Here is a 20,015-nt window from a genome sequence, read left to right on the forward strand (position 1 = left end):
CTGATATGGCGGACACCACTGTCGTTTACCAGTGAGGCGGAGAGAGTCGTGATAGGCGTGCGTTCCATCCGAGTACGGGTTGCAATTGGCGTGTCGCTGCTGGTCACAGCAGCGCTGGTCGTGTTCGTAGGCGTGCCGTTCGCATGCCGGCTGCAAGACGGATTCAGTTCGTCACAGCGGCTGGTCGGCACATATCAAACGCTCGACCCGGCAACGTTCGACTTGGGCTCGCCGACCGCCATCGACGCCCGCCGGGACACGACAGTCGAGCGGACCGCGCAGTCGACAGCGATCGTCAAATCCGCCACCGTCGTGAACTTGCCATCCGGAGAGCAACGCACCGAATATCACTACTCCGTGGATCGCTACGACTACAGCCAGAACCGCCCACCGCTCGGGACAAGCGTCCGCAATCAGCACGGAGGCATGGTGATCTCTCGGCCGATCGGCGCCGGCACCGACAGCTTCCGCATATACAACCCTCTGATCGACAGCACACAGCGCATGACGTTCACGGGTACACGTGAGATCGCGGGCCGGGAAGCCAACGGCTTCAGCGGTACCGCGTCCGGCGTGCTCGCCGATCAGCAGCTCGCCGCCCCCTACCGATCCGCCATCGCTCAGATGGCGAACACCGGTGACGGGACAACCCTTCCGAAGTTGCTCCTCGAGATGATCGCCGCCGATCTACCGCCCCGCTACGCCGCTGGGCTGTCGGCTGTCCTGCCCGAACTCCCCAATGAGGTCCCTGTCCGGCTCACCGTCCTCGACACGACCTCACTGAATCTGGACAAGCAATTGGGTGCACCGATCACCCTGTCAGGCGATCAGACGACGATCCTGAACATCTTCGACGACTTCACCCTGATTCCGGTCGTACCACTGTCACGGATCGTGTTGCACAGCGATGAGGAATCAGCCGCGCTGTCCGCGCGATACATGGCCGATAGCGGCCGCAAGCTCACCATTTTCGGTACCGGGCTCCCCATCGGGTTGGGCTTCATGGCAATCGTCGTCTTCACCACTGCCGTGCGAGGTCGGCTTCCCAGTCTTCTCGGCGGACCCGTCCGCGCACGATGCTCAGCATGACTTCGCGCCGCGCGCGAATGTCGTTGCTATAGCCGTCGATACGTGAGCCAGTGAACCGTGCGATGCATCCGTTGCAGTACCCGCAGACCGGATCTTCCAGGTCAGCCGTAGTGACCGCGCGGTAGAGGCAGGGATCAGCAATGAGGGCCCTGGCGACTGATACAGCATCGGCGCAGCCACTGATTATGGCGTCCCCCCTCGCATCCTTGGTATGAAATCCGCCGACCACGATCACCGAAATCTCGAGCGCTTCAGCAAAGAGACGAGCGAAGGGGAGGTTGAACCCGTCCTTCGGCGTCCCGGCTCGCACCCTCGGCTCGTAGACGGCCAGCAGATCGTCGATCATTTCATTGCTATCTGCCAGTTCAGTCAGATGTGATGAGAGTGTCAGTTACTATAATTTGATGTTCAGGTCATATTTGACAACTCCATCACCACGAAAGGTATCGGCGCGGTTCACTCGGGTGACCGACGCCAACCCGGCCGAGACGGCGGACCTGCGATGACGAGCGTGCGCCGCACGAGTTCCGCGTTGTACCCGGTGTCGTTGCGTAGCGACATGCCGCGCGAGGCCACCACTACCTACTGGGCCGGGCCGCACGCCGACATCGTGCGGCGCCATCCACATATCCTCGAATACATCCAGCGCCATTTCTCACCCACCGACCACGGATACTGGCCGGCAACGCCACGGGTCGGAACATCGGTCGCGCCGGCGTGGCAGGTGGACGGCTTCGCCGAGGTACGGTTACGCAGCCTGACCGTCGCAGCCTTGACGACGCCGATCCATATGCGGGGCGTCTTCCTCGACGAACAGAACGTTTTCGAACGGGTCGTCGGCCACCCGACCGGCCCAGCCGGCGGGCGATGGTGGACACCCGGGCACAACGATGCGGTGCCACACCGGACCGCCGTGCTACTACGGCGACGCCGAGGGGTGCGCGGCAGCACCTTTCGCCGCTTCGTCCACCAGGATCTCGGTCCAGCCTTGCACGCCGCGGGGGCTCGCGATCTCAGAACATATACGTTTCTGCCCTACAACCGACTCGCCCATCCCACCCCCGGCGTCTCCCACGACAATCCCCCACACCGCCGCTATCACGGCGCGTTGGTGATCGGCGCGAACAGCCGCGACCATCTGACCGAATTGCTTGCCTCGCCCGGCGTGGCCACCCTCGTCAACGATCAAGCCCGAGCAGTCATCGCCGCCCACGCGTACACGATCCAACGCTCGGTCGCCGTGATCCGAACCATGTGACATCGCCGTCGAACAGCCGCTCCCTGCCCCCGGAATCGGACTTGTACAAGCCAGTACCGAAAGGGGTACAGTAAGTCTAACGTTTGCGTCACGACGGTCTGCCGGGAGGTCTGATGACGATGTCCATCGCGGATCTCACGCGCTTTGGCCGACGCCAAGACAGAACCTCGACAGTCCACAGCGAAAGGACAAGGAATGACAAAGCTGGACTACCTGGCAGTTGATGTCGACAACCACTACTACGAAACGCTGGATGCGCTCACCCGCCATCTCCCCAAAGAGTTCAAGCAGCGCGGCGTCCAGATGGTCAACGACGGCAAGCGCACGCTGGCGATCATGGGCGGCAAGGTCAACCAGTTCGTCCCCAACCCGACCTTCGACCCGATCATCGAGCCCGGCTGCCTCGACCTGCTGTTTCGCGGCGAGATCCCCGAGGGTGTCGATCCGGCCTCGTTGATGAAGGTCGATCGCATGGCAGATCACCCCGAGTACCAGAATCGCGATGCCCGCGTGACCGTCCTGGACCGGCAGAACCTGGAGACTGTCTTCATGCTGCCGACCTTCGCCTGTGGGGTCGAAGAAGCGCTCAAGCACGACATCCCGGCCACGATGGCCTCGGTGCACGCCTTCAACCTCTGGCTCGACGAGGACTGGGGATTCGATCGCCCCGATCACCGCATCATCTCCGCCCCGATCATCTCGCTGGCAGATCCGGTAGCGGCCGTCGAGGAAGTCGAGTTCGTGCTGAGCCGCGGCGCCAAGATGGTGCTGGTCCGGCCGGCGCCGGTACCCGGCGTGACACACCCGCGATCCCTCGGCGACCCGCTTCACGACCCGGTGTGGGCCCGCCTGGCCGAGGCCGGCGTACCGGTCGGCTTCCACTTGTCCGACAGCGGATACCTCGCCATCAACGCGCTGTGGGGCGGCAAGGCGACGTTCGAGGGATTCGGCAAGAAGGACCCGCTCGATCAGATCCTGCTCGATGATCGCGCTATCCACGACACCATCGCCTCGATGATCGTGCACCAGGTTTTCACCCGCCACCCGAAGCTCAAGGTGGCCAGCATCGAGAACGGCTCGTACTTCGTCTACCGACTGATCAAGCGCCTGAAGAAGGCCGCGAACACCGCTCCGTACCACTTCACCGAGGATCCGGTCGAGCAGCTGAAGAACAACGTGTGGATCGCGCCCTACTACGAGGACGACGTCAAACTGCTTGCCGCGACGATCGGCGTGGACAAGGTGCTGTTCGGCTCCGACTGGCCACACGGCGAAGGACTCGCCGATCCGACGACCTTCACCGCCGACATCCCGCAGTTTCCGGAGTTCTCCTACGAGGACACCCGAATGGTGATGCGCGAGAATGCGCTCACCCTGCTCGGCTCGAAGATCTCACAGCCGACGGCCTGAAATCCGAACGGGTCGCCCCGCGCCGAACAGGTTCTCTGAGAACTGACGGCGTGGGGCGACCCGCGTCGATCCAGGTGCCGACATTCATCGGGATGCTCACGCCATGATGCGCGCAAAAGCGTGTCCGATCGGCGCAGACGCCGACCGGACACGCAGCTCACCGCACTCGCGATATCATGTTGACAATTGTTGAGCACCAGTCATTTTGCGGTAAATCTGGTGACATCGAGAATCAGCACGACACGGTCATATACGTCGTCGGGCAGTGCGTTGCCGGTATCGCCGTAGCGCTCACCGAGCTCACGATAGAACACACCTTCCTCGTCCGCCAGGACCGTGACCAGCCATCCCTGCGTCTCCAAGCAACGAGACGGCACGTCGGGATCAGTGATGAGAAAGGAGTAATTCGGATTCGCCTGCAAACTGGTGAACTTGCGCCGGGGGATCGTATGACTCAGCCGTAGGCGCGCGCCATCCCACTTGAAGCGCATCGGCGACAAGTCCGGAGAGCCGTGCGGGGTAACGGTTCCGAGAACGCCGACAAGAGGCCGCTGAAGCAGATCCTCGTATTCGGCCGGCACTTTCGAGATCATGAGAAACCTCCACCATATGTTCGCAGTGAGACATACCGCTGCCGCACCGTCAGGTTCACCAGAGAGTCGCGCGAGCGCTGCCCACTCCTCTCGGCAACCTCCGCCACCCATGTTCGAGGCGAAGACGCGATCGCACCGATATGATTACAGTATGCCTCACTGTATACACTCGCGAATATATGGGCAACGCCCCGCCGTCAGTGATGAACAGCACAGGTAAGGCTTAGCTAAGTTCTGGCACACTCCTGATGTGCCATTCTTCGAAGGACCGAACGGGCTGATGCACTACCGCCATTGGCAGGTGGCGCGCTCGCGCATGGCAGTGGTACTGCTACACGGACTCGGCCAGCAGAGCGCCGACTACCATCGGTTCAGCCGGTTTCTGAACCGGCACGACATCGAGGTCTTCGGCATCGACCACCTCGGTCATGGCCTGAGCGAAGGCGAGATCCAGGACGTTCCGCCGGTAGACGATCTAGCCGCATCGGCCTTGGAGCTGGTCACCTTGGTCCGGTCCGGTAACCCAGCGGTTCCGTTGGTGATAGTTGGGCATTCCCTGGGGGCCGGGACAGCTCTGATAGCGATGCAGTCCGGTTCCATCGCCGCACAAGACATTTCAGCGGTCGTCCTCACCGGAACACCGGAGCAAGCTCGAACGCTTGCCGTACCGGCCCCGAAAGTACCGACATTGGTACTGCACGGACAAGACGACCGCCGTGCACCGATCGGCCCGATCAGAAGCTGGTGTGCTGGTCACCCGACGGTCACCATGCGGGAGCTCCCCGACGCCGGGCACGACCTCTTACACGAACCGTCGCAACGCGCGGTATCCGAAGCGATTGTCGACTTCCTGTACGCGATGGTGCCTGACACACCCGCTCCCACCATCGTTGACGAACGCTCGCGACAGTTCGTCCGCTGCTTCGATCGAGCAGGCTGGGCACGACAATCCGCGCTGAATCGTTGAGCGTTTACTTTTCCACACCAACCGAGCCGGGCGAACGCTCGCGGCTCCAGGACTATCCTCAGTAGAGGGCGAGCGCACCAGCGCACCGCCAGAAAGCCGCACCGAATCGAGCCGAGATGGCCGACAACATGCCGACGCAACGCAGCTCGGCCACGGGGATCGCGGCGGAATTGACCGCCGAGGGCTTCGAGGACGCCGAGGAGATCGGGCGCGGCGGTTTCGGGGTGGTCTACCGGTGTGCCCAGCCCGATCTGGACCGTGTCGTCGCGGTGAAGGTACTCACCGCCGAGCTCGACCCCGACGGACTGCAACGCTTCGTGCGCGAACAGCAGGCGATGGGCCGCCTGTCCGGACACCCGCACATCGTCGCGGTCTTCCAGACCGGTACCACCCACGGCGGCCACCCTTACCTGGTGATGCCCTATCACGCGCGAGGTTCGCTCGAGCAGCGCATCCACACCGTCGCCCCGCTCGATTGGGCAGCAGTACTACAGCTGGGCGTGAAGATGACCGGTGCGCTCGAGACCGCGCACCGAGCGGGCATTCTGCATCGTGACGTAAAACCGTCCAACATCCTGCTCAGCGACTACGACGAACCCGAGCTCACCGATTTCGGCATCGCGCGGATCCAGGGCGGGTTCCGCACAACTACCGGCGTCGTCACCGGGTCCCCCGCATTCGCCGCGCCGGAGGTGCTGCGCGGGGCTCCTGCATCCGTCGCCGCCGATATATACGGCCTCGGAGCCACCCTGTTCTGCGCCCTCACCGGCCATGTCGCCTACGAGCGGCGGGTGGGAGAGCAGGTGTTGTCGCAGTTCCTGCGGGTCTCCGCGCAGCCCGGTCCCGATCTCACCGACAGAGACGTGCCCGACGAGGTCCGCGCCGCCATCGAACATGCAATGGCCACCGAACCCGCCGACCGGCCGGACACTGCCGCGGCGCTCGGCGCCGAACTGTGCGCCGCCCAGCGCAGCACCGGCGGTCCGGTCGACGTCCCGCGGGTCCCGAGCACTCACCAGCCCGTCGCAGTGCCGACTGTCAGGGCCGCGCTGCCACGCGAACGCACCACCGCGCCACCCACCCCCGCCACCAAATACCGCCCGCCGACCCCGGCGCGCGCCACCCTCGCCAGAAAGCGCCTGCTCGAGCACCTGCGCAGGAACGAACGCACCCGGCTCACCGCGATCCACGCCCCGAGCGGATTCGGCAAGACGACGCTGGCCGCCCAGTGGCACGACGAGCTGGTCGAGCACGGCGCCGCGGTCGCCTGGCTGACCGTCGACGAGGACGACAACAATGTCGCCTGGTTCCTCACCCACCTCGCCGAGGCGATCAGACCCACGGTCCCCGCTCTCTCCGACGACCTCGACCGACTGTTGGAAGCCGACCCCGAAGACCCGACCCGCGCCGTGCTCACCGCACTCGTCGACGGTCTACACACCAGCGAGCATCGGCTGACGTTGGTATTGGACGACTGGCAGCGAGTCACCAGTCCCGCCTCTGTCGCAGCGGTCCGGTTCCTGCTCGAGCACGGCTGTCACCATCTGCCCCTGGTCATCACGAGCACGGAGCGACTCGACCTGCCGTTGAGCAGACTTCGCATCCACGCCGAACTCGCCGATATCGGTGCCTCGACGCTGCGGTTCGATCCCGACGAGGTGCGCGACTTCCTGGCCGAAGCGGGTGGTGTACATCTGAGCACCGACGAGGTGTCCGCCCTTGCCCGCGCCACCGACGGCTGGGTAGCGGCGTTGCAGCTGACGGTCCTGTCGCTACGTGCCGGCGAGAACCCGGCACATCTGCTCGACAGCCTCGCCATCCACCCCGACATCGGTCTGTTCCTCGCCGAGAACGTACTGGGCGCACTGGACCCGGACACACTCCAATTCCTCATGACGACCTCGATCTGCGAGCGGATCTGCGGCGGACTGGCCACCGCACTGACCGGCCGCGCCGACGCCGCCACCCTGCTCGCCGACATCGCCGACCGCGGCCTGTTCCTGCTTCCGACAAGCCCCGACCACAACTGGTACCGCTACCACCAGCTGTTCGCCGGGTACCTGTGCCGCAGACTGGCCCAGGACCGCCCCACCGAGATCACCGGGCTGCGGCTGCGGGCCGCCGACTGGTTCGCCCACCATCACCTGCTCAACGACGCGGTCGAGCAGGCGCTGGCCGCGGAAAACCCCGAACGCGCGGCCGATCTCGTCGAAGAGGGCGCGGGCTACCTGCTGGAGCGATCGAAAATGGTGATGCTGCAGGGCATTCTGACCAAACTGCCTGCGCGGGTGTGCCGGGGGCGACCCCGGATCCAGTTGTTCGGCGTCTGGATCAACCTGGTGCTGCGCAGGCACGCTGCTACTGCGGCCAGTCTCGCCCGTTTCGAAACGGCACTCGCCACGTCGGCACCCGGCGAACCCGAACGCACCAACCTCCGCGCCGAAGCCGACGTGGCGATCAGCGTCCGCGAGATGTTCGCCGACCGGGTGACGGAGCTGGACGGTCTAATCGGCGAAGTGCTCGCCCGCCCCGACGAATTCGCCTCGCGGATACCCAGCGTGGCGGCCAATGTCGCCACCTACGCGGCGATCCAGCGCTTCGATTACGACGAGGCGCGGCGGTGGCAACTCTGGGCGGCGCCGTTCCACGAGGCGACCGGCCCGTTCCTGTCCGTGTACGGGTGGTGCTTCGCTGGGCTGGCGGCGCGGGAACAACTCGACATCGCGGCCGCGGCCGAGCTCTTCACGACCGCACTCGATACCGCCCGGTCGACGATGGGCCCGGCGTCGTACGCAACCCGGCTCGCCTGCGCACTACTCGGCGAATTACGGTATGAAACAGGCGATCTCGACGACGCTGCGGAACTGCTCGAGCAGAGCAGAGAACTGTCCACCGAGGGTGGCGGCGGCGTGGATTTCATGCTGGCCACCTACGCGACCGGGGCGCGGGTCCGCGCGCTGCGTGGCGACTGGAACGGCGCTCTCGAGCTACTCGACGAGGGCTCGTCCCATACCGAACACCCCGATCTGCCCCGCCTGGCTGCCCGCCTGCGCAATGAAAGAGTGCGACTCGGCGTCGAGCTCGATCCCGGGACAGTAGCGGAACTCCTCGGGCCGCGCGCGATTCGCCGCGACAACGGAATCCATACCGCCATAGACGAATTCGATGAGGAATCCGCAGTCCGACTGCTACTGGCCACAGGCAGGCACGAGGTCGCGATCGAGCGTGCCGAGATCCTCTTCGCGAGCATCGACGCGCAGCGCAGGCCGCTGGCCGCGATCCGTGGGGGCGTCCTCCTCGGTAGCGCGCTGCGACAGGCGGGTCGTGCGACCGAGGCCGACCGAATCCTCACACCGCTGGAACGGCAGTGCGACAGCCTCGGTCTGGTCCGCCTGCCCTCCGATGGGACCGCAACGTCCGGTTTCTCCGCTTAGGTGCTCACAGCGTCGCGAAAGTGATCACCGAAACGCGCGGAACCTCGATTCGTGCAGTCTGGGTCAACCTGCCGGTATCGCCATCCACGGCATACGAAATGACGTCGTCGGATCCAGGATTACAGGAGAACAGGTACCGCCCGGAGGGCTCGATATCGAACTCTCTTTGTCCGCTGCCGCCGGTCTCTACGAGATCGACCATCGTCAGATGCCCCGTGACCTCGTCGACAGCGAAAACGGCAATCGTATCCTCGGCGCCCTGCGAAGCTCGGTTCGAACTGTAGAGGAATTTACCGTTCGGGTGCAGGCGAATGTCCGAGGGCGAGACCCCCTTTCCGAATCCGGCCGGAGAGCCGGACCCAGCGGTCGCGACAGGAGGTGCCGCGGTGTCGCCTCCCGGTATCGTGGCGATCGTTTGAAGAAGCCGCGGCACGCCCGTGCTGGAGTCGAAGTGGAACGCGGAAACACTTGGCTGGCTTTCGTTTGTGATGAAGAAATAGGGTGCGCGCGGGTGCACCGCAAAGTGTCGCGGCGACCTTCCCGGCGGCAACGGATACCGCTTTCCGTCCTCCAGTAGGCGCGAGGTTGGGCTGAAGCGATAGACGTAGAGGTGGTCGTAACCGTTGTCCGATGCGATGACCCAACGCTGTGTCCGGTCGAACACGGCGGCGTGACAGGAGGGTCCGATCTGGAATCCCGCCTCGGGCCCCAACGGCGCCGAGAGCGAGCGAGAGGGAAGGTTCTCATCCCCCGGCGCCGGCTGATCCGCGAAGACAGCCGCGTCGGACGCTGCCTCGAGCGAGCCATCCACGTTCACGGGAAAGAGCGCCACGGTCGCACTGTCGGTCGGGCGTTCGATCACGGGCACGCCGTTCTTCTTCGTGACCACTGCCACCCTGGCGGTGACGCCATGATTTCCCACGACCACCCGTGAGTTGGTCGTGTCGATACAGACCGAGGCAGGCATGGAACCCATCGACGGGCGGGTGTTCAGGTGCCGTAGCGATCCATCCCGGCGATCGATGGCAAAGGCGTACACCCCACCACCGGTTCCGGGGATTCCCCCGAGCGCCGGGGTGCGGTTCACGCAGTAGACGAAACGCCCGTCCGCGGAAGCGCAGATCCCGTCGCTGTTCAAATCGGCAACCTCGGGGCCGGTAGAACTGACCAGTTCCAGCGAACCGTCAGCCATGTTCACGCGGAAGACATCGATGCCGCCGCCTTCGGGCGAACCGAGCGTCGAGGCACTCCCCATCGGCCCGGGTGGCGGTGGTGGCGCTCCCATCGATCCCACAGCAGAGCATTGCCTGCCTACGTAAGCGAAGAGTCTGCCCTCGGTCGCGTAGCCCGAAGCCGGGACATTCATCAGTCCCGACGTCGTCAGGACCAGCCCCGATGCCCCGAGGAAGGTACGCCGCGACATCTTCTTGTTCATAGCTCGAATCTCCATCTCGTCGTCAGCGCCTCGCCGATGGCAACCATCATGCCAAACGAACTAGTTCGTCTGACTATACTGATGCCGTGAGAAATACCATCGAGCTGCGTGGTGCGATCCTGGTAGCGGCCCGAGCCGAGTTCGCCCGATATGGACTTGCCGGAGCAAGGATCGACCGCGTCGCCCGCACCGCTCAGGCCAGCAAGGAACGCCTGTACGCTCACTTCGGCGACAAGGAAACCTTGTTTCGCGAGGTCGTGGCCGTCGGCAACGCCGAATTCTTCGGCGCAGTCACGCTACGCCCCGACGCCGTGCCGAATTTCGTCGGCGAAATCTTCGACTTGGCTCGCGTTCACCCCGAGCACCATCGCATGATCACGTGGGCGCAGCTGGAAGGCATCACGCTCGACGAACCCCATGCCGACAGCGAACCCGTCATAGCCCACCATGCTGCCGCCATCCGAGAAGCACAGTCGCAGGGCCATGTCGACACCGCCTGGCACCCCGTAGATCTGCTGGTCATGCTCTTGGCGCTCGGCCTGGCCTGGGCCCAGACGCCCCACCCCGACGCGACGACCGACGACGCCACTCTCGTCGCGCGTCACCGCGCCGCCGCCGTAGAGGCCGCGTCCCGGGTGATCAGTTCCCGCCCCTGACCTCACCAGATGACGTCCGGCAGTAGCGCGGACAGCCTTTGACCGAATCATGTTCTCCCCCATGAGGATTTGATACGCATTCCTCAGCACCTTCCGCACATCGATCCGAGTTGAAAACCTCCGGCCACGACGGACGTATGGCAGACTTGAAGCACATACTGTATCGCCAACTGTTGTTTTCCCGGTCACTGACGGACCGGGTTATCGGCGTCAGCTGCGGCTGCCGAATCGGAGAGGAAGCGAATTGGTGAAGGTCCAAGTCGACCGGCAACTCTGCCAGGGGCACACGCTGTGCGCGATGCTCGCCCCGCAGTCGTTCGAACTCAGCGATGTGGACGGGCACTCGTCACCGATCGACGAGGTCGTACCCGAGCGCCAGCACGATCGGGTGCGCGAGGCCGTCCACTCCTGTCCCGAACGCGCCATCTCGATCGCCGAGTAGAGGTACCGCCATGAAACAGCCCACATTTCATTTCGATCGCTTCGCCCCGGAATATCGCGAAGACTTCCAGCCGATCACCGAGCAGATGCACGAACAATGCCCACTCGCCTGGACCGACACCCATGACGGGCACTGGGTCGCCGCGGGCAATCGTGAAGTGTTCGAACTCGCCCGCTGCCCGCACCTGTCCAGCGACAACGATCCGGAGGGTGTGCGGCGCGGATACCGCGGCATCTCGATCCCGTCATCACATCGCCCTCACCAAACCCGTGCCGGCATCCTGGAAATGGACGAGCCCGAGCATCGCGCATTGCGGTCAGTGCTCAATCCCTACCTGTCCCCCGCAGCCGTCAATCGCTGGATCCCGTTCGTCGATGAGGTCATTCGCGCCGCGATCGACGAGAAGATCGACAGCGGCCGTATCGATTTCGTCGACGATCTGGCCAATGTCGTTCCTGCCGTGCTGACCTTGGCTATGCTCGGGATCCCCCTGAACAAGTGGTCGCTGTACAACGAACCGACCCACGCGGCGGTGTATACACCGCCGAACTCACCCGATTTCCCCCGCGTCGCAGAATTGCATCAGATGCTGAGCCAGGACCTACTGGCCAATCTCGCGGAGATCAGACAGAATCCGCGCCCCGGACTCTTTCACGCGGTCGCCGAGGCGACGATCGATGGCGAACCCCTCGCCGATACCGATGTACTCGGCATGATGGCCCTGATCATCGGCGGCGGCTTCGACACCACGACCGCACTGACGGCACATTCGCTGGAATGGCTGTCCGAACATCCCGATCGTCGTGAAGAACTCAGTCGGGAGCGGGATGTGCTGCTCGATTCCGCGACGGAGGAGTTTCTGCGGTACTACACCCCGGCCCCCGGTGACGGCCGTACCGTCGCGGCGGATTGCGAGGTGGCAGGTATCGAATTCCAGGAGGGCGACCGGATATGGCTTTCTTGGGCAATGGCAAATCGAGATCCGGCCGCCTTCGAGGATCCCACCGAGCTGGTACTGGATCGAAAGGGTAACCGCCACTACAGTTTCGGGCTCGGCATCCACCGCTGCATCGGGTCAAATGTCGCACGATCGGTGTTCAAACGGATGCTGCTGGCCGTACTCGACCGAATGCCCGATTATCGATGCATCCCCGAGGAGGCAGTGCATTACGAGACCATTGCCGTGATTCAGGGGATGCGGAACCTCCCCGCGGAATTCACCCCGGGCCCCCGCCTCGGCGCCGGCCTGGCCGAAACGCTCGAGAAACTTCAACATGTCTGCGATGAGCAGCGCCTCGCAGAACCGGTCACGGTGCGCCGGGATGTGGCGGAGGTCTGAACCGCCGTGCGCCGCCCGCCCGGCGCGACGGCGCCATCGACGACGTGGCCGGATGCGCGAGTCACGTTCGGCGAAGTCTCAACGCTTCCGTGCCGAGGATGAAAGTCTCGACGCCCAGATCGAACTGGGCGTCGTCGTAGGTCGTCACGGACAGCCCTGCGATCCGAGTGAGCGTCTCGAACTCACTCGGATCGCGTTCCTCGAGAGCCTTGCGGAGGATGGTCGGGCGGGGTGCGACGCCGCTACGAGAGGCGAGGACCAGGTCGCGCGCGTGGGCCAAACAGATGTTCGTCAGCAGCGACAGCGATCGCATGGCCGCTTCGTCGTCGAAACCTGCAGCGACCATCTTCTCGAGCACCGCCTCGCTCGGCTCCAGCACGCTGGTGACGTACGGGTCGCCGAGCTGGAGGTGCTCGATGAGACTGCCCGCAGCGAGAACGCTGTTGGTGAATCCGCGCGCGTATGCCCGGCAAGCGTCTTGCCAGCGGGCGTGCTCGGCGATCCGAACAGCCGAGAAGGTGCCGGAGAAGGCATCCATCGCCACCAGCGCGAGCAGCGTGTCGCGATCGCTGACGTGGTGGTTGAGCGCCTTGCGATCCACGCCGAGCGCATCGGCCACGGCCTGCATGGTCACCAGATCCGGGTCGAGGGATCGCGCAGCTTCGAGGATCCGCGGCAGATTGAGGCCCGCGCGAACGCCGACGGCACGACGCGCGCGGGGGCGTGCCACTCCTTCAGCCTTGGTCATGGAGATCGCCTTATCGGTCGGGTCTTGACGATTGATCAGCATGGAGCTTACGCTCGGTTCACCAAGTTCCCGCCCGGGAACTCAGAATGATCGCAAGGAGCACAGCATGGGCGCTGTCCCCGAAGCTGACGTGCAGAACGACTACCGCATCGTCACGAAGGAGCGCATCGCAGGAACGGCGCAGCGATGGCGTCGCTTCGGCGAGCCGGTGCCCGCAGGCCAGTCCGTCGGGGAGGACGGCGCTCCGGATTACGGCATCTTCGGTCCGGAATCGGTGGTGTGGCAGGTGCTGCTGCACCCCGCCACGATCGTGTTCCAGTACGCCTTCCAGGGCTTGATGCAGTCGACCTACAAACCCGTGATCGCGGGGGTCCGCGATCACGATCCCCTCTCGCGGAAGACCCTGAAGGGGACGGTGACCGTCTTCGACCTGTTCGAACGCGGCCAGCGCAACTCCGGCATGCACGCACCGATGTGGCTGGGCGACACGGAAACCGCGCGCCGCATGGCCAAGCACCTGCGCAACATCCATACGAAGGTCGCCGGCGATGTCATCGACCCGGGCGACCCCGGACTCGGAGGCTACGCGGCGACGGAACCCCGCGAGGCGATGTGGGCCGCGCTCACCGAGATGCACTCCATGCTGTGGCTGTACGAGAATTTCGCGTTCCGCGACGGCAAATTCCCACACCGGCTCACTCCTGAACAGCGCAACCAGTACTTCGCCGAGGTCGGCGAGTACTGCCGCCTCGTCGGCGCCGACGAAGCGGAGATTCCGGCGTCGAAAGCCGACATGGATGCCCTCTACAAGAAGTACGCCGATCTGTTCGGCACCCCGAAGACGATGGCGCTGTACCCCGACACCTGGGACAACTTCGCGATCCAGATGGGCAAGACCATGGTCAAGAACTGGCATCGCTCGCAGTGGCCCGCGCTGTGGTACGCCGGATTCCTGGACCACGGACTGTTGCGCCAGCTCGCCGCGGGCGCGTCCTCGGCGAACTTGCGCAAGTCGCTGGGCATGGGCCCGGTGCGCTCGCGGGTATCGCGTGCCATCACGAAACTCTCGTTGCCTCTCATCTGGATCATGCAGCGTGGACGGTTCGAGAGGCACTACATGCGCCTGATGTGGGGCCCCGACGGCGTCGAGCTCATCGAGTCCGCGCGGACCCAGCGGGCGCTTGCCGCAGAACGAATCCGCGACGTCTCCCCGGCGACCGCGCCGCGGTCGGACCCGCCGCAGATCGCATCGTAGGGATGGCACCGATGATCAGCCAGGAACAACCAGGGTCCACCGAGACCGGGCAAGTCCGACGGTCCGTTATCTCGGCAAGCGTGCCGGAACGTGTCGAGCGAGCACGAGCCGCCTTCGACGCGGGACGCACACACACGCTCGCCTGGCGGCGAGCGCAGCTCGACGCCGTCATCCGGATGATGACCGACCACGCGCCCCAGATCGAAGAAGCCGTTGGCACCGATCTCGGGAAGGCCGGTGTCGATGCCTACCTCACCGAGGTCAGCGCTGTTGTCAGCGAGGCCGAGCACACGCTGAAAAACCTTCGGAATTGGACGAAAGACAAGCGTGCGGGCGGGTCGTTTCGGGTCGTCGGCCCCAGCAGAGCAACGGTGCATCGTGAGCCGCTGGGCACTGTCCTGATCCTCGGTCCGTGGAACTACCCGTTCCACCTGTTGATGATGCCGTTGATCGGCGCGATCGCAGCCGGCAACACGGTGATACTCAAGCCGAGCGAACTCGCGCCGGCCTGCTCGAAGCTGGTAGCCGATATCGTGCCCCGCTATCTCGATCATGAGGCGATCCAGGTCATCGAAGGTGGCGTCGCGGAGACGACGGAATTGCTCGAGTGCCGATTCGACCACATCTTCTACACCGGCAACGGGACAGTCGGGTCGATCGTCATGACCGCCGCCGCCCGGCACCTCACACCGGTAACCCTCGAGCTCGGCGGCAAATCGCCGGTGTGGGTCGACGACTCGTACTCCATCGAGCACGCTGCGAAGTCTCTCGCCTGGGGCAAGTTCGCCAACGCAGGTCAGACCTGCGTTGCTCCGGACTATGTCCTCACCACACCGGAGGTCGCGCCGCTGCTGGCGACGGCGCTGGGCGCCGCGATCGAGCGGTATTACGGCACCGACCCCCAGTCGTCCCCGGACTACGGCAGGATAATCAACGAGCGGCACACGAAACGTCTTGCCGAGCTTCTCAACTCGGGGCGGACGGTCATCGGCGGCACCGCGGACATCGCCGACCGTTATATAGCACCAACGGTCTTGGTGGACGTCCCGGTGGACGCCCCGGTCATGCAGGACGAGATCTTCGGACCGATCCTGCCGATTGTCACCGTCGCCGATCACGACGAAGCGATCCGGTTCATCCGTGCCAGACCGAAACCACTGGCGCTCTACGCGTTCACCGAACGCGCCGAGGTACGCGAGGATCTCCTGGCCCGTACCTCGTCGGGAAGCATCGCGTTCGGCTACGTGATGGTGCAACTCGGTGTGTCGAGCCTGCCATTCGGCGGCGTCGGCACCAGTGGAATGGGCGCCTACCACGGCGAACGGAGTATCCGAACCTTCAGCCACGAACGTGCGGTGCTCCGAAAACTCCGCGGCCCCGACCTGAGCGCCATTGCCCGGCCTCCGTTTACCGCGCGAAAGACAGCACTCCTCCGACGAGCATGACCCCGACGTGCGGGTTCTCGGATTTCCGCCGACAACACCCCGGCCGAATCCGGTCATACCGTATTATTTACGGTAACTGATACCGTTATTCCATTGGCGCGAGGCGGGGGATCATGCAGAGTTTCACGAACAAGGTGGTTGTGATCACAGGCGCCGGTTCTGGCATCGGCCGTGCGTACGCGCGGAACTTCGCCAGGCTCGGCGCCCGTCTCGCGCTATCGGACATCGACATGGACGCGGTCACCGAGACCGCCGATATCTCGCGCCGAATCGGGGCCGAGGCCCGCGCGTATCGGCTCGATGTCGCGGACCGTCCCGCCTTCATCGCCCATGCCGACGAGGTAGCTCAGGACTTCGGCGGTGTCGATATCGTCATCAACAATGCCGGAGTCATGGTGGTCGGCGAGCTGACGGACGTGTCCTGGGAGGAACTCGACTGGATCACCGGAATCAACATCAACGGCGTCCTCACCGGATCCAAAGCCTTTCTCCCCCATCTCAAAGCGTCCGGCGACGGACATCTGGTCAATATGTCGAGCCTGTGGGGAATCGTCGGAAGCCCGATGGGATCGCTGTACAGCGCGTCGAAGTTCTTCGTTCGCGGGCTGAGCGAATCACTGCGCCAGGACATGCTGCAGGGCGGTCACGCCGTCGGAGTGACGTCGGTTCATCCGGGTTTCATCAAGACCGATTTCGTTCGGTCGGCACGCGTCAGCGCACCCGAATACGACTCCGAGACTTTGGCGAACATGGTTGACGCGCGAGTGCGGACGACTGCTGACACCGTGGCGAAGAAGGTGATCAAAGGAATCCAGCACAATCGTGCACGAGTTCTGATCGGACCCGACGCGTACCTTGCCGACGCCGTGGCCAGAATCATCGGACCCGGATACCAACGCCTGATACCCGCTGTGGCGAAACGATTCTCGCCATAGCCGGCACCAACACACAGGAGCGTCGATGGTCGACCGACTTGCCGCACTGCGGCGCGAACGCCACGAACTGCTGTTGTTCATCGGCAGCCTCGGCCCCAGCGACTGGCAGCTACCCAGTACGGCCGACGGTTGGCGCATTCAAGACGTCGTCGCCCACATGGGATCGGCGTGCCGAGCACTGTTCAGCCCAGCGGCGATGAACGTCATGCGCGGCAACGACATCGAGCACGCGAACGAAATCCTGGTAGCCCAGCGCAGCGAGTGGTCGGCCTCGGAGGTTCTCGCCGAGTACGAACGATGGAGCAGACGGGCCATCACCACCGCTCGCCTGATCACCAGCACCCCGCTGGGCAGAGCTCGAGCACCCCTGGCCGAGCTGGGTCGTTTTCCGATCGCACTGATGCTCACCAGCGCCATGGTTTTCGACCATCACACGCACTTGCGTCACGACATCGCACCAGCACTGGACCGTCCCCCACCCGACACCGACGCAGAACGCATGTCGGCCGTGCTCGAATGGATGATCGCGGTACTGAGCAATCAACTCCGGACCGCTCGCCACAGTTGGCTGGACCGGACGGTCGCAATCCGCCTGGACGGTCCGGGCGGAGGTACATGGAGCATCGAACCCGACGGCAACATCCGCCCCGGACCCACGACGAACAGCGCTACTCAGATCCGAGGTAGCGCACTGGAATTCCCTGAATGGGGCACCCGACGAGTCGACTGGCGCACTCGCGATATCGCCATCGAAGGCGATAACGAACTCGCTACCGCCTTCCTGGATGCCACCGACATCGTGTGAATCCTGCCGTTATGGCGCGACACCCACTCAGGCCGTGATCGGCGGACCAGCCGACATGCTCCCCATGAACCCGCCATCGACTTGAAGATCCTGGCCGGCGATCCAGCGCGCTTCGGGTGAGCCGAGGAACGCGATAGCGGGCACGATGTCCTCGACGGTCGCATGCCTGCCGACAGTGGTTGCGAGGTGGTCCATGGCCCCTTTGCCGAAGGCCGTCTCGAAGTCGGGCAGGATCGGGGTCAGGGTCGGCCCCGGGCTGACGGTGTTGAGCCGTACCCCATACTTCTGCCACGCGGTCGATGTGAGCCGCTTGGTGTAGATCACCGCGGCCTGCTTCGAGGTCACGTAGGCCGGATAGGTGGGATCCTGCGTTGCCCACCAGGATTCGAGCATTTCGTCGTTGTCGGCATCGAGCAGCCCGGAGAGGTCCGCCAGGCGCTCTTGCCAGCCGATGGCCGCGGTCGAGGCAACGGTGACGACCGCGCCGCCGCGCCGAAGCCGCGGGAGCATTCCCTCGACCATGCGCCGCATGCCGAGGTAGTTCACCTTCAAGACATCGAGATCGGGCGCGGTGCCCGGAACCCCCGCTACGTGCGCCAGCAGATCCCAGTCGGGTCCGATCCGCCCCAGAAGCGCGGCGACAGCCGAGGCGTCCCGTAGATCGCACTGCTCGTACCGCGTGGCGGGCGTATCGCCGAGCAGGAGGTCGACGGCGAGAACATGATCACCTCGCTCGTGGAAGTGGGCGGCAGTCGCCGCGCCGATCCCCGATCCAGCTCCCACCACGATGATCTTGCGTTGCCCAGGTTCCATGGAGATTCCGTTCCGTTGCGCCCGTAAGCATTATAGAATGCTTGACAGTAACGATAACTGTATATCCCCACCGGTGGACCGATACAACGATCCGTGGCGCTTCGCAGCGGATCACCCGAAGACGGAATGAACAGGGAAGCTGCTGATGAGCACGCCGATCGTAGACGAAGCCGCAAAGATACTGACGGATCCAACCGCCTACGCCGATGAGGCGAGATTGCACGCCGCGTTAGGCGAGCTGCGCGCCAATGCCCCCGTCGTGCGTGTGGACTCGCCTGCGTACCAACCATTCTGGGCAATCACCAAGCACTCCGACATTCTGAACGTCGAACGTGCCAACCGTCGCTTCACCAATTGGCCACGGCCGGTGTTGATGACAGCGGAGTCGGATGCTCTACAGGCGGCCGCCGGTGTGCGCACGCTCATTCACATGGACGATCCGCAGCATCGCGTGGTGCGGGCGATCGCGGCGGACTGGTTCAGCCCGAAAGCGATGAAGGCCCTCGGGATCCGAGTCGAACAGCTCGCCAAGCGATACGTCGATCAGATGCGCGAGGCCGGCGGGGAGTGTGACTTCGTCGAGGCGGTCGCGGTGGATTTTCCGCTGTATGTGATCATGTCGCTACTCGGTGTGCCCGAATCCGATTTTCCTCGAATGCGCAAGCTCACACAGGAATTGGTCGGAAGTGACGACGACGAACTCAAACGCGATGTATCGATCGACGAAAAGACCAACGCGTTGATCGATATGTTCGAATACTTCCGAGTGCTGACCGCGGCGCGTCGAGCGAATCCCACCGATGATCTGGCCTCTGCCATCGCCAATGCTCGCATCGACGGCGAACCGCTCAACGACATCGACACCATGTCGTACTACGCCATCATCGCCACCGCCGGGCACGACACCACCAGTAGCAGCATCTCGGGCGGATTGCGCGCGTTGATCGAGCATCCCACCCAACGCGAGCGCCTGCGCCAGGATCCGGCGCTGATGCCGCGCGCGGTCGAGGAGATCATTCGATGGGTCACCCCGGTCAAGGCGTTTATGCGCACGGCCGCTGAAGACACAACGGTGCGTGGGGTTCCCATCGCAGCAGGCGATTCATTGCTGCTGTCCTATGTCTCGGGAAACCGTGATGCGGACGCGTTCTCCGATCCTTTCCGTTTCGATATCGCACGTGAGCCCAACAAGCACGTAGCGTTCGGATTCGGGGTGCACTTCTGTCTCGGGGCGGGCCTGGCACGTATGGAGATCAACAAATTCCTGACCGAACTACTGCCGCGGCTGCGGACGATCGAACTGGCCGGTGAGCCCGAGCTGACCGCCACGACCTTCATCGGTGGGCTCAAACACCTGCCGATCCGCTATTCGATGACCTGAGTGCCACCGA

At 64.1% G+C, this 20,015-nt stretch carries 18 protein-coding genes; 13 read left to right on the forward strand and 5 right to left on the reverse strand.

Annotation, left to right across the window (positions count from 1 at the left end):
- The first annotated feature begins 90 nt into the window (after window positions 1-90).
- Window positions 91-1,089: a porin PorA family protein gene (locus ACWFRF_RS02730; protein ID WP_452448651.1), complete on the forward strand. Its 999-nt coding sequence runs from the start codon at window positions 91-93 to the stop codon at window positions 1,087-1,089.
- Here the strand turns inward: ACWFRF_RS02730 and ACWFRF_RS02735 are convergent.
- Complete coding sequence (locus tag ACWFRF_RS02735) at window positions 1,019-1,435, reverse strand: hypothetical protein (protein ID WP_452448652.1); 417 nt, start codon at window positions 1,433-1,435, stop codon at window positions 1,019-1,021. The genes ACWFRF_RS02730 and ACWFRF_RS02735 overlap by 71 nt on opposite strands.
- 156 nt (window positions 1,436-1,591) lie before the next feature.
- On the opposite strand from ACWFRF_RS02735, the gene ACWFRF_RS02740 reads away from it, so the two are divergent.
- A complete protein-coding gene (locus ACWFRF_RS02740) occupies window positions 1,592-2,347 on the forward strand; it encodes a hypothetical protein (RefSeq protein ID WP_452448653.1) in 756 nt (251 codons plus the stop codon).
- A 195-nt stretch (window positions 2,348-2,542) separates the two neighbouring features.
- A complete protein-coding gene (locus tag ACWFRF_RS02745) occupies window positions 2,543-3,757 on the forward strand; it encodes an amidohydrolase family protein (protein ID WP_452448654.1) in 1,215 nt (404 codons plus the stop codon).
- A 200-nt stretch (window positions 3,758-3,957) separates the two neighbouring features.
- On the opposite strand, the gene ACWFRF_RS02750 is transcribed toward ACWFRF_RS02745, so the two are convergent.
- Entirely contained in the window at window positions 3,958-4,350 is a 393-nt protein-coding gene (locus tag ACWFRF_RS02750; RefSeq protein WP_452448655.1) for a pyridoxamine 5'-phosphate oxidase family protein, read from the reverse strand.
- Between the two features lie 316 nt (window positions 4,351-4,666).
- On the opposite strand from ACWFRF_RS02750, the gene ACWFRF_RS02755 reads away from it, so the two are divergent.
- Together ACWFRF_RS02755 and ACWFRF_RS02760 are read left to right on the forward strand one after the other, a co-directional pair.
- A complete protein-coding gene (locus tag ACWFRF_RS02755) occupies window positions 4,667-5,317 on the forward strand; it encodes an alpha/beta hydrolase (protein ID WP_452448833.1) in 651 nt (216 codons plus the stop codon).
- 116 nt (window positions 5,318-5,433) lie between these two features.
- On the forward strand, window positions 5,434-8,751 hold the full coding sequence (locus tag ACWFRF_RS02760) for a protein kinase domain-containing protein (protein ID WP_452448656.1): 3,318 nt from the start codon (window positions 5,434-5,436) through the stop codon (window positions 8,749-8,751).
- A gap of 4 nt (window positions 8,752-8,755) precedes the next feature.
- Here ACWFRF_RS02760 and ACWFRF_RS02765 read toward each other — a convergent pair whose 3' ends face one another.
- Complete coding sequence (locus tag ACWFRF_RS02765) at window positions 8,756-10,186, reverse strand: lactonase family protein (RefSeq protein WP_452448657.1); 1,431 nt, start codon at window positions 10,184-10,186, stop codon at window positions 8,756-8,758.
- An 86-nt stretch (window positions 10,187-10,272) separates the two neighbouring features.
- Here ACWFRF_RS02765 and ACWFRF_RS02770 point away from each other — a divergent pair, with 86 nt between their 5' ends.
- From ACWFRF_RS02770 to ACWFRF_RS02780, 3 genes are all read left to right on the forward strand, one after another.
- Window positions 10,273-10,842, forward strand: coding sequence for a TetR family transcriptional regulator (locus tag ACWFRF_RS02770; RefSeq protein WP_452448658.1), 570 nt, complete (start codon window positions 10,273-10,275; stop codon window positions 10,840-10,842).
- A gap of 247 nt (window positions 10,843-11,089) precedes the next feature.
- Window positions 11,090-11,284 carry a ferredoxin gene (locus ACWFRF_RS02775; RefSeq protein WP_452448659.1) on the forward strand — a complete coding sequence of 65 codons (195 nt, stop codon included), beginning with the start codon at window positions 11,090-11,092 and terminating at the stop codon, window positions 11,282-11,284.
- A 10-nt stretch (window positions 11,285-11,294) separates the two neighbouring features.
- Window positions 11,295-12,623 (forward strand): cytochrome P450, encoded by a 1,329-nt coding sequence (locus ACWFRF_RS02780; protein WP_452448660.1) that lies wholly within the window; start codon window positions 11,295-11,297, stop codon window positions 12,621-12,623.
- Between the two features lie 61 nt (window positions 12,624-12,684).
- Here ACWFRF_RS02780 and ACWFRF_RS02785 read toward each other — a convergent pair whose 3' ends face one another.
- Entirely contained in the window at window positions 12,685-13,371 is a 687-nt protein-coding gene (locus tag ACWFRF_RS02785; protein WP_452448661.1) for a TetR/AcrR family transcriptional regulator C-terminal domain-containing protein, read from the reverse strand.
- 106 nt (window positions 13,372-13,477) lie between these two features.
- Between ACWFRF_RS02785 and ACWFRF_RS02790 the strand changes: the two genes are divergently transcribed.
- The 4 genes from ACWFRF_RS02790 to ACWFRF_RS02805 all read left to right on the forward strand — a co-directional run bounded on the left by ACWFRF_RS02790 (window position 13,478) and on the right by ACWFRF_RS02805 (window position 17,811).
- A complete protein-coding gene (locus ACWFRF_RS02790) occupies window positions 13,478-14,626 on the forward strand; it encodes an oxygenase MpaB family protein (RefSeq protein ID WP_452448662.1) in 1,149 nt (382 codons plus the stop codon).
- An 80-nt stretch (window positions 14,627-14,706) separates the two neighbouring features.
- Window positions 14,707-16,071: an aldehyde dehydrogenase family protein gene (locus ACWFRF_RS02795; RefSeq protein WP_452448663.1), complete on the forward strand. Its 1,365-nt coding sequence runs from the start codon at window positions 14,707-14,709 to the stop codon at window positions 16,069-16,071.
- 113 nt (window positions 16,072-16,184) lie between these two features.
- On the forward strand, window positions 16,185-17,006 hold the full coding sequence (locus tag ACWFRF_RS02800; RefSeq protein WP_452448664.1) for an SDR family NAD(P)-dependent oxidoreductase: 822 nt from the start codon (window positions 16,185-16,187) through the stop codon (window positions 17,004-17,006).
- 25 nt (window positions 17,007-17,031) lie between these two features.
- Entirely contained in the window at window positions 17,032-17,811 is a 780-nt protein-coding gene (locus ACWFRF_RS02805; protein ID WP_452448665.1) for a maleylpyruvate isomerase family mycothiol-dependent enzyme, read from the forward strand.
- Window positions 17,812-17,838: 27 nt separating this feature from the next.
- On the opposite strand, the gene ACWFRF_RS02810 is transcribed toward ACWFRF_RS02805, so the two are convergent.
- Window positions 17,839-18,624: an SDR family oxidoreductase gene (locus ACWFRF_RS02810; RefSeq protein WP_452448666.1), complete on the reverse strand. Its 786-nt coding sequence runs from the start codon at window positions 18,622-18,624 to the stop codon at window positions 17,839-17,841.
- Window positions 18,625-18,769: 145 nt separating this feature from the next.
- Between ACWFRF_RS02810 and ACWFRF_RS02815 the strand changes: the two genes are divergently transcribed.
- On the forward strand, window positions 18,770-20,005 hold the full coding sequence (locus ACWFRF_RS02815) for a cytochrome P450 (protein ID WP_452448667.1): 1,236 nt from the start codon (window positions 18,770-18,772) through the stop codon (window positions 20,003-20,005).
- The last annotated feature ends 10 nt before the right edge of the window (window positions 20,006-20,015 follow it).

Source organism: Nocardia sp. NPDC055165 (genome assembly GCF_053606985.1).